At 66.8% G+C, this 12,810-nt stretch carries 11 protein-coding genes; 7 read left to right on the top strand and 4 right to left on the bottom strand.

What is annotated here, in order from left to right; translation table 11 throughout:
* Positions 1-153: 153 nt before the first annotated feature.
* Complete coding sequence (locus ABLE91_RS11310; protein WP_348931204.1) at positions 154-2,556, bottom strand: ATP-dependent helicase; 2,403 nt, start codon at positions 2,554-2,556, stop codon at positions 154-156.
* A 345-nt stretch (positions 2,557-2,901) separates the two neighbouring features.
* On the opposite strand from ABLE91_RS11310, the gene ltnD reads away from it, so the two are divergent.
* From ltnD to ABLE91_RS11285, 5 genes are all read left to right on the top strand, one after another.
* Complete coding sequence (gene ltnD, locus ABLE91_RS11305; protein ID WP_348930916.1) at positions 2,902-3,816, top strand: L-threonate dehydrogenase; 915 nt, start codon at positions 2,902-2,904, stop codon at positions 3,814-3,816.
* A gap of 31 nt (positions 3,817-3,847) precedes the next feature.
* Complete coding sequence (moeB, locus tag ABLE91_RS11300) at positions 3,848-4,672, top strand: molybdopterin-synthase adenylyltransferase MoeB (RefSeq protein ID WP_348930915.1); 825 nt, start codon at positions 3,848-3,850, stop codon at positions 4,670-4,672.
* A gap of 112 nt (positions 4,673-4,784) precedes the next feature.
* On the top strand, positions 4,785-5,780 hold the full coding sequence (locus ABLE91_RS11295) for a WD40 repeat domain-containing protein (protein ID WP_348930914.1): 996 nt from the start codon (positions 4,785-4,787) through the stop codon (positions 5,778-5,780).
* 120 nt (positions 5,781-5,900) lie between these two features.
* On the top strand, positions 5,901-6,647 hold the full coding sequence (locus ABLE91_RS11290; RefSeq protein ID WP_348930913.1) for an acetoacetate decarboxylase: 747 nt from the start codon (positions 5,901-5,903) through the stop codon (positions 6,645-6,647).
* A gap of 109 nt (positions 6,648-6,756) precedes the next feature.
* Positions 6,757-7,908 carry a patatin-like phospholipase family protein gene (locus tag ABLE91_RS11285; protein WP_348930912.1) on the top strand — a complete coding sequence of 384 codons (1,152 nt, stop codon included), beginning with the start codon at positions 6,757-6,759 and terminating at the stop codon, positions 7,906-7,908.
* Positions 7,909-8,005: 97 nt separating this feature from the next.
* Here ABLE91_RS11285 and ABLE91_RS11280 read toward each other — a convergent pair whose 3' ends face one another.
* Positions 8,006-8,752 carry a sulfite exporter TauE/SafE family protein gene (locus tag ABLE91_RS11280; protein WP_348931203.1) on the bottom strand — a complete coding sequence of 249 codons (747 nt, stop codon included), beginning with the start codon at positions 8,750-8,752 and terminating at the stop codon, positions 8,006-8,008.
* A gap of 85 nt (positions 8,753-8,837) precedes the next feature.
* Here ABLE91_RS11280 and ABLE91_RS11275 point away from each other — a divergent pair, with 85 nt between their 5' ends.
* A complete protein-coding gene (locus ABLE91_RS11275) occupies positions 8,838-9,725 on the top strand; it encodes a LysR family transcriptional regulator (protein ID WP_348930911.1) in 888 nt (295 codons plus the stop codon).
* A gap of 6 nt (positions 9,726-9,731) precedes the next feature.
* Here ABLE91_RS11275 and ABLE91_RS11270 read toward each other — a convergent pair whose 3' ends face one another.
* On the bottom strand, positions 9,732-10,388 hold the full coding sequence (locus tag ABLE91_RS11270) for a glutathione S-transferase family protein (RefSeq protein WP_348930910.1): 657 nt from the start codon (positions 10,386-10,388) through the stop codon (positions 9,732-9,734).
* 343 nt (positions 10,389-10,731) lie between these two features.
* Here ABLE91_RS11270 and ABLE91_RS11265 point away from each other — a divergent pair, with 343 nt between their 5' ends.
* Positions 10,732-11,949 (top strand): polyhydroxyalkanoate depolymerase, encoded by a 1,218-nt coding sequence (locus tag ABLE91_RS11265; RefSeq protein WP_348930909.1) that lies wholly within the window; start codon positions 10,732-10,734, stop codon positions 11,947-11,949.
* Between the two features lie 29 nt (positions 11,950-11,978).
* On the opposite strand, the gene ABLE91_RS11260 is transcribed toward ABLE91_RS11265, so the two are convergent.
* Positions 11,979-12,797 carry a bestrophin-like domain gene (locus ABLE91_RS11260; protein ID WP_348930908.1) on the bottom strand — a complete coding sequence of 273 codons (819 nt, stop codon included), beginning with the start codon at positions 12,795-12,797 and terminating at the stop codon, positions 11,979-11,981.
* Positions 12,798-12,810 lie beyond the last annotated feature (13 nt).

Genomic DNA, 12,810 nt, shown 5'->3' with positions numbered 1-12,810 from the left:
CGGCTGCGGTCCGGCAGCGGCTTTCCGCATTATAATACCGTTCTATAGCAGTTTTTTAAACGCGTCAGCCGCTGGGGAGGCTAAAGCCGCTAGGTGCCGTAGGGAAGCGGACATGACGCCCCGGCACCAAAAAATCCCCCCGGCGCCCAATCCTCACGCTTTGTCGAGGAAGCTTTCCAGTACCCGCTTCTCGCCGGCCTTCTCGAACTGGACGGTGAGCTTATTGCCGTCGATCCCGGCCACCTGTCCGTAGCCGAACTTCAGATGGAACACGCGCTGGCCCAGGGAAAAGGCCGAGGGCGCGCCGGTCGAGGCGGCGATGAGCGTTCCCTCGATGACCGGGGCGCTTCCCCCCCGGCTGAAGGACCGTCCCCGCTCCGCAAAGCCGCCGCCTGATGCCCCGCCCCGCGCGGCCTGCGCCCGCTGCCAGCCGGGCGTCGCATAGGTGGAGGAGAAGGGCTCGGCACGCGCGGCCTTGTCGAACCGGCTCTCGCCGTAGGAGCCCCCGCCATAGGAGGAGCCGCCCCAGCCGAAGCCGCCCTTCGATTCCTCCACCTGCACATGCGCATCGGGCAGTTCGTCGAGGAAGCGGCTCGGCACGGTGGAATTCCACAGGCCGTGGATTCGCCGGTTGGAGGCAAAATAGACCCGGGCGCTGAGACGAGCACGGGTGATGCCCACATAAGCGAGGCGCCGCTCCTCTTCGAGGCCGGCCTTACCCTGCTCGTCCAGGGCGCGCTGGTGGGGGAACAGGCCCTCCTCCCAGCCCGGCAGATAGACCGTGTCGAACTCCAGCCCCTTGGCGGAGTGCAGGGTCATGATCTGCACGGCGTCCTCGCCGGCGCCGTTGTCGGTGTCCATGACCAGGGAGATGTGCTCGAGAAACCCCTGCAGGTTCTCGAACTGCTCCATGGAGCGGACCAGCTCCTTGAGATTTTCAAGCCGGCCCGCCGCCTCCGCGGAGCGGTCCTTCTGCCACATCTCGGTATAGCCGCTCTCGTCCAGCACGATCTCGGCCAGCTCGGTATGGCTCATGTGGCGGGACTGCTCGCGCCAGCGGTCGAACGACTGGATGAGGCCGCGCATGGTGGCGCGCACCTTCGGCTTCAGCTCCTCGCTGTCGCCCAGGGCGCGGGCGGCCTCCTGGAGCGGAATGCCGGTGGCCCGGGCCACGTCGTGCACCTGCTTCACGGTCGCATCGCCGATGCCGCGCTTCGGCACGTTGACGATGCGCTCGAAGGCGAGATCATCCGCTGCCGAGTTGACGCACCGCAGATAGGCCAGCGCATCGCGGATTTCCGCCCGCTCATAAAACCGCGGCCCGCCGATGACCCTGTAGGGCATGCCCACCGTGACGAAGCGGTCCTCGAACTCGCGCATCTGGAACGAGGCCCGCACCAGGATGGCGATCTGCGACAAGGGATGGCCGGAGCGCTGGAACGCCTCGATCTCGTCGCCGATGGCCCGCGCCTCCTCGCCTGAATCCCAGGAGCCGGTGACGGAGACCTTCTCGCCCGCCTCGCCTTCGGAGAACAGGGTCTTACCGAGCCGGCCCTCATTGTTGGCGATAAGGTGGGAGGCAGCGGCAAGGATATGGCCCGTGGAGCGGTAATTGCGCTCCAGGCGGATCACCTTGGCGCCGGGAAAATCGCTCTCGAAGCGGAGGATGTTGTCCACTTCCGCGCCACGCCAGCCATAGATGGACTGGTCGTCGTCGCCGACGCAGCACACGTTCTTCGAGCCCTGCGCCAGGAGCCGCAACCAGAGATACTGGGCGACGTTGGTGTCCTGATACTCGTCCACCAGCAGGTATTTGAACCGGCGGTGATAATCCGCGAGCACTTCAGGATTTTCCCGGAACAGGCGGATGCCCTCCAGGAGGAGATCGCCGAAATCCACCGCGTTCAGCGCCTTCAGCCGCGCCTGATAGGCGGCATAGAGCATCTGCCCGCGCCCATTGGCGAAGGCCGAGCCCTCGCCGGGGGGCACGTTATCGGGCGAGAGGGCCCGGTTCTTCCAGCCGTCGATGGTGGAGGCCAGAAGCCGGGCGGGCCAGCGCTTGTCGTCGATATTTTCCGCCGCCAACAATTGCTTCAGCAGGCGGACCTGGTCGTCCGTGTCGAGGATGGTGAAGCCGCTTCTCAGCCCCACCAGCTCGTAATGCCGCCGCAGGATGCGCACGCCGATGGAGTGGAAGGTACCGAGCCAGGGCATGCCCTCCACGGCGTCGCCAACCATGGAATGGATGCGCTCCTTCATCTCCCGCGCGGCCTTGTTGGTGAAGGTCACCACCAGGATCTGCGAGGGGAAGGCACGGCCTTGTGAGAGGATATGGGCGACGCGGGCGGTGAGCACGCGGGTCTTGCCCGTGCCCGCCCCGGCCAGCACAAGGAGCGGCCCGTCCAGGGTCTCCACCGCCTCGCGCTGCTCGGGGTTGAGGCCGGAAAGATAGGAGCGGGAGGGCGCGCCGCCGGCGCGCGCACGCTCGGCGATGCCGCCCGGCTTGAGGGCCGGCGGGTTCGCCGCTTCGCTTGTCAGGTGTTTTCTCTGTTCCAGGGGACTAGCCAACCGCGCGTCTCGCCTCGCCGCTGATTCTCGTGCGAGAACAAAATGGCACCGGCAGGGCCGGATTGCGAGGGGCGGGAGCCCAGAAGCGGATTCTTGTGTGCAAAACGGCCCTTTGGCCTGTGCGCCTTTATGCGCTGACGGGCGGATATGTGCTGGCACGGCAGAGTTCCGATGCGTCAATCCGGCCCCACACAAGAGGGCCGGGTTGAGCCTGCCATGACGGCTTCGGGCGCCGAGAACACCCTTGGCAGGCGGCCGGCTCCGGCCTTACCAAGGCTATGAAGCGGGACGACGATCCCGCAGCCGCCCTGAAGGCGGCGGGGAGACACGGCCATGACATCATCAGACACTCTGAAAGCGGCGGTCTTCGGCCTTGGCTCCATGGGCGGCGGCATGGCCCGCTCGCTGCTGCGGGCCGGCCTCGATGTCACCGGCTTCGATCCCTCGGCGGACGCGGTCGGCCAGTTTGTGACGGACGGGGGCAAGGGCGCTCCGAGCGCGGCCAAGGCGGCGGAGGGCGCCGACATCGCCGTGAGCGTGGTGGTAAATGCCGCCCAGACGGAAAGCGTGCTGTTCGGGCCGGAAGGTGTGGCCGAGGCGCTGCCCGAGGGCGCGGTCTTCATCTCCTGCGCCACCATGGACCCGGAGAAAGCCCGTGCGCTCGCCGGCCGGCTGGAGGCCACCGGCCGGCTCTATCTCGACGCCCCCATTTCCGGCGGCGCGGCGCGGGCGGCCACCGGAGCCCTCACCGTGCTGGCCTCAGGGAGCCACGCCGCGTTCCAGAAGGCCCGGCCGGCGCTCGATGCCATGGCCGCCAAGGTCTATGAGTTGGGCGATGCGCCGGGCACGGGCGCGGCCTTCAAGATGATCAACCAGCTCCTCGCCGGCGTGCATATCGCCGCCGCCTGCGAGGCGTTCACCTTTGCGGCCAAGCAGGGGCTGGACCTTGCGAAGGTGTACGAGGTCATTACGGCCTCCGCCGGCAATTCCTGGATGTTCGAGAACCGCATGCCCCACGTGCTCGCGGGCGACTACAAGCCGCTCAGCGCCGTGGAGATCTTCGTGAAGGATCTCGGCATCATCCACGACATGGCGCGGGACGCGCGCTATCCCGTCCCGCTCGCCGCCGCCGCGCTCCAGATGTACCTCGCCGCTGCGGGGTCGGGCATGGGGCGGGACGATGATTCCTCGCTCGCGCGCATCTATGCCCAGCTCTCCGGTACATCCCTTCCGCCGCCGCAGGGATGAAATCGGCGGGCTTAGTGTCTAGATAACGCCCATGGCCTTCTCATCCGAAGAAATCGAACGCTATGCCCGGCACATCGTCCTGCGGGACGTGGGCGGACCGGGTCAGCAGAAGCTGAAAGCCGCCAGCGTGCTGGTGGTGGGCGCCGGCGGGCTCGGCGCGCCTGTGCTCCTCTACCTTGCGGCTGCGGGCGTGGGGCGGCTGGTACTGGTGGATGACGACGAGGTCTCCCTCTCCAATCTCCAGCGCCAGGTGATCCACCGCACGCCGGATATCGGCCGGCCCAAGGTGGAGAGCGCCCGCAACTTCGTTAAAGCCCTGAACCCGCACGTGGAGATGGAGCTTCACCGCACCCGCCTCGATGCCTCCAACGCCATGGCGCTGGTCTCCTCCGTGGACGTGGTGGTGGACGGCTCCGACAATTTCTCGACGCGCTATCTCGTCTCCGACGCCTGCGCCCTGGCGAAGCGCCCGCTCGTGACCGCCGCTCTGGGCACCTTCGACGCCACCCTCACCACCCTGCGCCCGCACGAAGTGGGGCCGGACGGCACGCCCAACCCCTCTTATCGCTGCCTGTTCCCCGAGCCGCCCCCGCCCGGCACCGTGGCGCCCTGCGCGGAAGCGGGCATTCTCGGCGCGCTCGCGGGCGTCGCCGGCTCGCTCGCCGCCCTGGAGGTCATCCGCGCCATTGTCGGGTTCGGCGAGGGGCTGGTGGGCAAGCTGCTGATGATCGACGCGCTCTCCATGCGCTTCGAGACGCTGAGCTATGCCTACGATCCGGAGAACCCGCTCACGGGCACGGTGCCGACCATCTCCGACCTTTCGGAGCACGCGCGGGATGCCGAGACGGCGCACTGAAGGCTACCCAGATCAAGCCGGCCATGGTGACATCTTCGTCCCCACCCCATCGCGACAAATCCCGCAGCGTGCCTTATCTAAGCCGTTCGCGTTCAAGGGTGTCCCAGATTCCATGACCTCCGCTCCGTCCTCCCTCACCGACAAGGTCCAGACGTTCGCCTTCGAGAGCGGGCTTGCCGCCGCGCGCTTCGTGGGCGGCATTTGCGCATTCGTGGAGGATGAGGGCCGCGCCACCCTGGTGGGCGAGACGTCGCAGGCGGTTACGCTGCATGACGGAGTGGTGCTGGAGACCGCGGGGGACGGAAAGCGGCTGCTCACCGCCGGCGATGACGGCACGGTGAAGCAGCTCCTCGCCACCGGCGAGGTGCGCACGCTCGCCGAGCACAAGGGCCGCTGGATCGACCATGTGGCCCTCGGCCCCGACGACAGCTTCGCCTATTCCACCGGCAAGACGGCCTATTTCATGCCGGCGAAAGGCAATGAGCGGCGCAGCCTCGATGCGCCCTCCACCGTGGGCGGGCTCGCCTTCGCGCCCAAGGGGCTGCGGCTCGGCATCGCCCATTATGGCGGCGTGACGCTGTGGTTCCCCAACGCCCTGGGCGTGAAGCCGGAGGGCTTCGCGTGGAAGGGCTCGCATCTCGGCGTCGTCTTCAGCCCGGACGCGCGCTTCGTCATCACCACCATGCAGGAGCCGGCGCTGCACGGCTGGCGGCTGGCGGACGGCAACCATATGCGCATGACCGGCTACCCCGCCCGCGTGAAGTCCTTCGCCTTCACCAGCGACGGAAAATGGCTCGCCTCCTCGGGGTCGAGCGAGGCGATCCTCTGGCCATTCCAGGCCAAGGACGGCCCCATGGGCAAGCAGCCGAGCATGATCGCTCCCTCCTCCACCGGCCGCGTGACCATGGTGGCCTGCCACCCCAAGGACCCGGTGGTGGCGGTGGGCTATGAGGACGGCATGGTGCTCATGGTGCGCATCCCCGACGCCGCCGAGATCCTGCTGCGCGCGCCGGACGGGGCGGCGGTCTCCTGCGGCGCATGGCGGGCCGATGGCGGGGCGGTGGCCTTCGGCACCGCGAAAGGCTCCGGCGGATTGTTGGCGTTCTAGGCTCCGGCCTGCGTCACACTTGGTGCGTCGCAGGGCTGTCACGGCGAAAAGCTATGGGCTAACCTGATCTTATCTCGCAGCCGCGAGAAGACCTGCCCGGCCGGATCAGGGGAGCATCCCATGAAGATCGAAGACGTGCGCCGCACAGCTTATTCCATGCCGCTGACCAACCCCGCTTATCCCCGCGGGCCGTACCGGTTCTTCGATCGCGAATTCATGATCATCACCTATCGCACCGACATCGAGGCCCTGCGCCGCGTGGTGCCGGAGCCGCTCGAAGTGTTCGAGCCGCTGGTGAAGTACGAATTCATCCGCATGCCCGACAGCACCGGCTTCGGCGACTATACCGAGACCGGACAGGTGATCCCGGTGAAGTATAACGGGGTCGAGGGCGGCTACGTCCACTCCATGTATCTCGACGACGAGGCGCCCATTGCCGGCGGCCGCGAGCTATGGGGCTTCCCGAAGAAGTATGCCCACCCGAAGATGGAAGTGGAGAAGGACGTTCTCGTCGGCCGCCTCCATTACGGCAAGACGCTCTGCGCCGAAGCCTCCATGGGCTACAAGCACATAGCGGCGGACAAGGACACGGTCATGAAGGCGCTCCTGGCACCCAACTTCATGATCAAGATCATCCCGCACGTGGACGCGACCCCGCGCATCTGCGAGCTGGTGCGCTATTATCTCGAGGACGTCCAGCTGAAGGAAGCCTGGGTCGGCCCGGGCGCGCTCGGCCTCTACCCCCACGTCATCTGCGACGTGGCCCGCCTGCCCGTGCTCGAAGTGGTCTCGGCCCTGCACCTGCGCGCCGACCTCACCCTGGGCATGGGCGAGGTGATGTTCGACTATCTCGCCGACGGCAAGTGATCCGGGATCGGCCACGAAACGAACCACCGCAGGGCGCGCCGCGTTCCGCGCATTGCATGACGCCGGCCGAGGCGCCATGCTTCGGCGGCAAACCGGTTGAGGGGAAATAATGAGCACGCTGCTAAGCGAGGTTCCCAGCGACATCCGCAATATCGTGTCCGACTATGACCGGGTTGCCCTCGTCTTCCAGGGCGGCGGGGCGCTCGGCGCGTATCAGGCGGGCGTCTACGAGGCGCTGTCCATTGCGGGCGCGGAGCCGAACTGGGTGTCCGGCGTCTCCATTGGCGCCATCAATTGCGCCATCATCGCCGGCAACACGCCGGAGAACCGGGTGCCGCGCCTGCGGGAATTCTGGAACACCATCTCGGGCCGCAAGATCTGGGCCTATACGCCCGACGGCGACCATTTCCGCACCATGCGCAACCAGATGAGCGCCTTCGCCACCATCAATCTTGGCCAGCCCGGCTTCTTCAAGCCGCGCTTCCCCAACCCCTGGCTTTTGCCCCGCGGCGCGGAGGGCGCGACCTCCTTCTACGACACCTCGCCCTTGCGCGACACGTTGCTGCGGCTCGTGGACTTCGACCTGATCAATAGCGGCCAGAAGCGCTTCTCCGTGGGCGCGGTGAACATCCGCACCGGCAATTTCGTCTATTTCGATAACACCACCCACCGCATCGGCCCCGAGCATGTGATGGCGTCGGGCGCCCTGCCGCCGGCCTTCCCCGGGGTGCGCATCGACGGCGAATATTACTGGGACGGCGGCGTGGTCTCGAACACCCCGCTCCAATGGCTGCTGGACCAGCCGGACCATCCGAGCGCGCTGGTGTTTCAGGTGGACCTGTTCTCCTCGCGCGGCGAGCTGCCGCGGGACATGCTGGACGTGGTCGAGCGGCAGAAGGACATCGGCTATTCCAGCCGCACAAGGTCCATCACCGACTTCTTCCGCCGGGTCCAGATGCTGCGCTCCAAGCACGCGGATGCGCTCCAGCGCATCCCCGAGCAGCTGCGTAGCGAGGAGGACAACCAGATCCTCTCCGAGTACGAGGCATCCGGGCCGGTGAACATCTGCCACCTGATCTATCAGGAGAAATCCTACGAGCGGGATTTCAAGGATTACGAATTCTCCGGCACCTCCATGCGGGACCATTGGCAGTCCGGCTACGAGGACACGTTGAAGACCTTGCGTCGGCCCGACTGGCTGAAGAAGCCCGCGAAGAACACCGCCATCGTGGTGCACGACATCCACCGCCTCGACGACTGACAGCTCTTAGAAACGGGTCCGGAAGGGGGCGGCGCCAGGGCTCTTGGCACCGCCCGCCTTCCGCCCTTTCCCCGTGGGGGGAAAGACGGGGCGCGCTTCAGATGACCGCGCGCAGCAGCGTGTTGGCGCCCAGCAGGGCCAGCCCCGCGAAGAAGCAGGTGCGAAAAGCCTTCTGCGAAATCTTCTGGCGCACCCGCCGGCCCAGCTCCATGCCGGCGAAGGCAGGGATGAGCGCCGCCAGCGTGCCGAGCGCCACGCTCCCCTCGGTCAAGGGCGCGCCCTTGGTGGAAAGTGCCGCCGCGAGCCCGAACGTGCCCAGCGAGAAGGCAAAGCCCATGGCCTGGACCAGATCCTCCCGCTCGAGGTGAAGGGATTGCAGATAGGGCGCCACCGGCATGACCGTGACGCCCGTGGTGCCGGTGAGGAGGCCCGATGCCACGCCCATGATCGGGGACAGATAGGGCTCCAAGGCCGGCGGCGTGCGGAAGTTCACCTGGCTGAGGCCCATTAGCCCGTAGAGAAGGAGCGTCCCGCCCAGGATGGCCGGCGCGAGATGGGAATCGAGCCCCTCGAACCACAGCCCGCCCGCCAGCGTGCCGGCGAACACCATGAGCCCCATCAGCCAGAAGCGCCGGAGAACCGGCCAAAGGCGCGGCCCGGTGACGAACTGCACCACATTGGTGACGATGGTGGGGGCAATCAGGATGGCCGCCGCGTCGGACGGCGCCATGAGGAGGCTCAGCAGCCCCATGCCGAGGGTCGGCAGGCCCATGGCCGTGACGCCCTTGACCAGCCCGGCCAGAACCAGGATCGCGGCGATGATGATGAGCGTGACAGTGTCCATGAGCGGCACGCTGGCCCACCGCCCCGCTTGCAGCAATGTGGATTATCCGGCTTCATCCTTCGTCTGAGACGAAGGATTGCCGGCCATGCGGTTCGATCTGGTGGATCTGAAGCTGTTCCTCGCCATTCTGGAGGCGGGCAGCATCACCGCGGGCGCGGCGCGGGTGAACCTGGCGCTCGCCTCGGCCAGCGCGCGGGTGCGCGGCATGGAGGAGACGGTGGGCACGCCGCTCTTGGTGCGCAGCCGCTCCGGCGCCGGCGCCACGCCGGCGGGGGAGGCGCTGGCGCACCATGCCCGCCTCGTGCTCCAGCAGACCGAGCGCATGCGCGGCGAGCTCTCCCGCTACGGCAAGGGGCTGAAGGGCCATGTGCGCATGTGGAGCAACACCGCCGCCCTCTCCACGCGCCTGCCGGGCGACCTCGCACGGTTCCTGGCGCAGCACCCCGACGTGGACGTGGACCTTGAGGAGCGGCCCAGCCGGGAGATCGCTCCCGCCTTGCGGCAGGGCCTGATCCATATGGGGGTGCTGTCCGACGTGGGCGACACGGCGGGGCTGGAGACCCGCCCCTATGGCGAGGATCGCCTCATGGCCATGACGCCGGCCGGCCACCCGCTGGCGCAGAAGGCTGGCGCCGATTTTGCTGATGTGGCCGCCTTGCCCTTCGTCGGCCTCACCTCCGGCAATGCCATCCAGCATTTGATCGAGCGGCAGGCGGCGCAGCTCGGGCTGCCGCTGAAATACCGTGTGCGGGTGAACCGGATCGAGGCGGTGGGGGAGATGGTTCAGGCCGGCGTCGGCGTCACCGTCCTGCCCGCCGCCGATGCGCACCGGGTGGCGGAGCGCATGGATGTGGCGACATTCCCGTTGCCCGATGCCTGGGCGCGGCGGACGCTGGTGGTGGCGGTGCGAAGCCGAGAGGCGCTGCCGGAATTCGCCCGGCAGGCGCTGGACGCCCTCTGCTGGGAATGGTGAGGGACGTCAGAACTCGACGTCCAGTTCCTCAAGCTCCTCCGGCTCCGCGAGCGCGCCGGCGATCCATTCCTGCATGAGCGGGTGCGACATGATGAGCGCCCGGTAGGCCTCGCAGGCAGGGTCCAGCGGCACGCTGTAGGTGGTGAAGCGCGAGCAGACCGGCGCGTACATGGCGTCCGCCAGAGTGAAGGTCTGCCCCATCAGATAGGGTCCGCCATGGGCCGCGAAGCTGCCGCGCCAGATGGCGACGATGCGGTCGATATCCGCCTGCGCGCCCGCCCACACCCGGAAGCCGGGATACTTCCCCTTGATGTTCATGGGGAGCGCCGAGCGCATGTTGGCAAAGCCGGAATGCATTTCGCCCGAGATGGAGCGGCAATGGGCGCGGGCGGCCCGATCCTGCGGGTGCAGCCCGGCGTCGGGGAACACTTCGTTGAGATAGGAGGCGATAGCCAGCGTGTCCCACACCGTCACGCCTTCATGCACGAGGCGCGGCACGAGGAAGGAAGGGGAGAGGAGCAGCAGCTCCGCCTTCGCCGCCGGATCGTCCACCGGCACCCGCTCCTCCTCGAACTCCAGGCCGACCATCTTGCACAGCAGCCAGCCGCGCAGGGACCAGGAGGAATAGTTCTTGCTGGAAATGGTCAGCGTGGTCATGGACATCACCGGTTTTTCGGAGCGGCGTCGGGCAATCTTAGCTGTTGCGTGTTGCAATGCACCACCCCCCGTTCCAATATCTCGCCAAGGGGCATGACCGAGCGGGCGCGGGAAACGGTGCAAAAACCTCGCAGCACCAAGACCTTAGCACGTTTGGGCCGGGGTTGCAGCCGGATCTCCTTTTTTAACGGGACGTCGCGGGAAGGGGCTAAAAAGGCCCCTGTGCGGACCAGCGGGCGCCTTTCGAGGGGGGAAGGATGCACGAACGACGCGGCCTCAGGACCCTAGCGATGACCATTCGGCGCTCTGCTGCCTTCAAGACCAGGCCCACCATCCGGCGCAGGACCTCATGATGTACCTCGCCTATCAGACCCAGGCCGACCTGATGGAGCCGATGCGCTTCGGTGCGCATCTGGCGCGGCGCATGCTGAACAGCCCGCTCATGGCGGCGTTCAACGGCACCGGCACGCGGCATCTCGCCGCCGCCTATGAGATGGTGGAGCGCGCCGGGCTGAGCCACGGCCGCCCGCCGTTCGAGATCAACACCACCACGGTCGGGAACCGGGAGGTGGAGGTGACCGAGGAGGCCGCCTACCGCCTGCCCTTTGGCACCCTGCTGCATTTCAAGAAGGACGTGGACGTGCCCCAGCCGCGCGTCCTCGTGGTGGCGCCCCTGTCCGGCCATTTCGCGACCCTGCTGGCGGGCACGGTGCGCACGCTGCTGCCGGACCACGATGTCTTCATCACCGACTGGCACAATGCCCGGAACGTGAGCCTGGAGCACGGTCCGTTCGCTTTCGACGATTATGTCGAGCACGTCATCAAGTTCCTGGAATGGCTGGGGCCGGGCGCGCACCTGATCGCCGTGTGCCAGCCCTGCGTCCAGGCGCTGGTGGCGGCCGCCGTCATGGCGCAGGAAGGCAACGTCGCCACGCCGCGCTCCATGACGCTGATGGCGGGGCCCATCGACTGCCGCATCAACCCCACCAAGGTGAACCAGCTCGCCCAGTCGAAGCCCATCGAATGGTTTGAGCGCAACCTCATCTCCACCGTGCCCATGGGGTTCGAGGGGAGCGGGCGGCGGGTCTATCCCGGCTTCATCCAGCTCTCGGCCTTCGTGAGCATGAATCTCAGCCGCCACATGAAGGCGCATTTCGAGCTCTACGAGAACCTCGCCAATGGCGAGGACGACAAGGCCAAGACCGCCAAGACCTTCTATGACGAGTATTTCGCGGTGCTCGACCTTGCGGCGGAATTCTACCTGGAGACCGTCCAGTACGTGTTCCAGGAATATCGCCTGCCCAAGGGTGAGCTGACCTATCGCGGCAATCCCATCGATTTCGGCGCCATCCGCCGCACCGCTTTGCTCACCGTGGAAGGCGAGCGCGACGACATCTGCTCGCTCGGCCAGACGGTGGCGGCGCAGGAGATCTGCTCCAGCCTGCGGCCGCACCGCAAGCGCCACCACATGCAGGCGGGCGTCGGCCATTACGGCGTGTTCAGCGGCAAGAAGTGGGCGGGACAAGTCTATCCGTTGGTGAAGAACCACATCCTCGCCAGCGATTGACGCCTGTCAGAGCTGAAGGGGTCGCCTCCTCAAGGCCCACCGGGACGCGATGCCAGGTCCCGCTTGATGTTGTAGAAGATGGCGGCATCCACCTTCAGCCAGCCGTTCTCGAACGGCGCATTGTTCGCCACCACGCCGCACAGAACGAGCGCAACCACCAGGGTCGCGCTGACGGTCATGACGCACAGCAGCCTCAGCTCCGCAGAGTGCATGACCGCCACGAGCAGGATCAGCATCAGCCCGAGGAAAAGGGGCAGATAGAGCTTGATAAAGCCCACATGGTTCATCGCGATGACCAGCCGGTGGGTGTGGTGGGAGAATGCCTGTCCCACCAGCTCTTCAATCCGCAAAGCGGCGCTGCCGGCAAAGGCGCCTTCGGCCCGAGGCCGGGTGGCCTGAAAGATGATGTCGTGAAGCATGCCGCGCGCTTGCTGGCTCACCGGATTGTAAGGGTCGCTCATCTGGCGCAGGAGCGGCCACTCCTTATTGACGATATGGTCCGCATAGGCTGAGACGCCTGCCTGCACCTTCCCTGCCGTGGCTGGATCCAGGGCTTCAGCGGCCGTCCAGATCCGGGACAGAACCTGTGCTTCATCGCTCACCGCCTGCAACGCGGCGGACTGGTTGCTCCACACATCCGCGCAAAGGAACGCGGCGGTCAGGCCGAAAATGGTGCCCAGAGGCCCGATGATGATGGGGGAAACACCGGCAAAGGCCGTGGGAAACCGCTTGCGGATGCTGCGGACGCCGATGATGACGAGGCAGGCATAGAAAGCCAGCATGCCTGCGAGCGCGAACACCTCCTGCAGTGGCGGAAGCGTGCGGACCCAGTTGACGAAAAGAAACATGGGATGTCACCAC

Source organism: Aquabacter albus, from assembly GCF_040049275.1.
GTDB lineage: Bacteria > Pseudomonadota > Alphaproteobacteria > Rhizobiales > Xanthobacteraceae > Aquabacter.
The sequence above is the reverse complement of the archived record's forward strand: the minus strand, read 5'-3'. Positions and strand labels throughout refer to the sequence as shown.

Coding starts and splice junctions, on each gene's coding strand:
- ltnD (WP_348930916.1), top strand. CDS start 2,902: ATGACATCATCAGACACTCTGAAAGCGGCGGTCTTCGGCCTTGGCTCC.
- moeB (WP_348930915.1), top strand. CDS start 3,848: ATGGCCTTCTCATCCGAAGAAATCGAACGCTATGCCCGGCACATCGTC.
- ABLE91_RS11295 (WP_348930914.1), top strand. CDS start 4,785: ATGACCTCCGCTCCGTCCTCCCTCACCGACAAGGTCCAGACGTTCGCC.
- ABLE91_RS11290 (WP_348930913.1), top strand. CDS start 5,901: ATGAAGATCGAAGACGTGCGCCGCACAGCTTATTCCATGCCGCTGACC.
- ABLE91_RS11285 (WP_348930912.1), top strand. CDS start 6,757: ATGAGCACGCTGCTAAGCGAGGTTCCCAGCGACATCCGCAATATCGTG.
- ABLE91_RS11280 (WP_348931203.1), bottom strand. CDS start 8,752: ATGGACACTGTCACGCTCATCATCATCGCCGCGATCCTGGTTCTGGCC.
- ABLE91_RS11275 (WP_348930911.1), top strand. CDS start 8,838: ATGCGGTTCGATCTGGTGGATCTGAAGCTGTTCCTCGCCATTCTGGAG.
- ABLE91_RS11270 (WP_348930910.1), bottom strand. CDS start 10,388: ATGTCCATGACCACGCTGACCATTTCCAGCAAGAACTATTCCTCCTGG.
- ABLE91_RS11265 (WP_348930909.1), top strand. CDS start 10,732: ATGATGTACCTCGCCTATCAGACCCAGGCCGACCTGATGGAGCCGATG.
- ABLE91_RS11260 (WP_348930908.1), bottom strand. CDS start 12,797: ATGTTTCTTTTCGTCAACTGGGTCCGCACGCTTCCGCCACTGCAGGAG.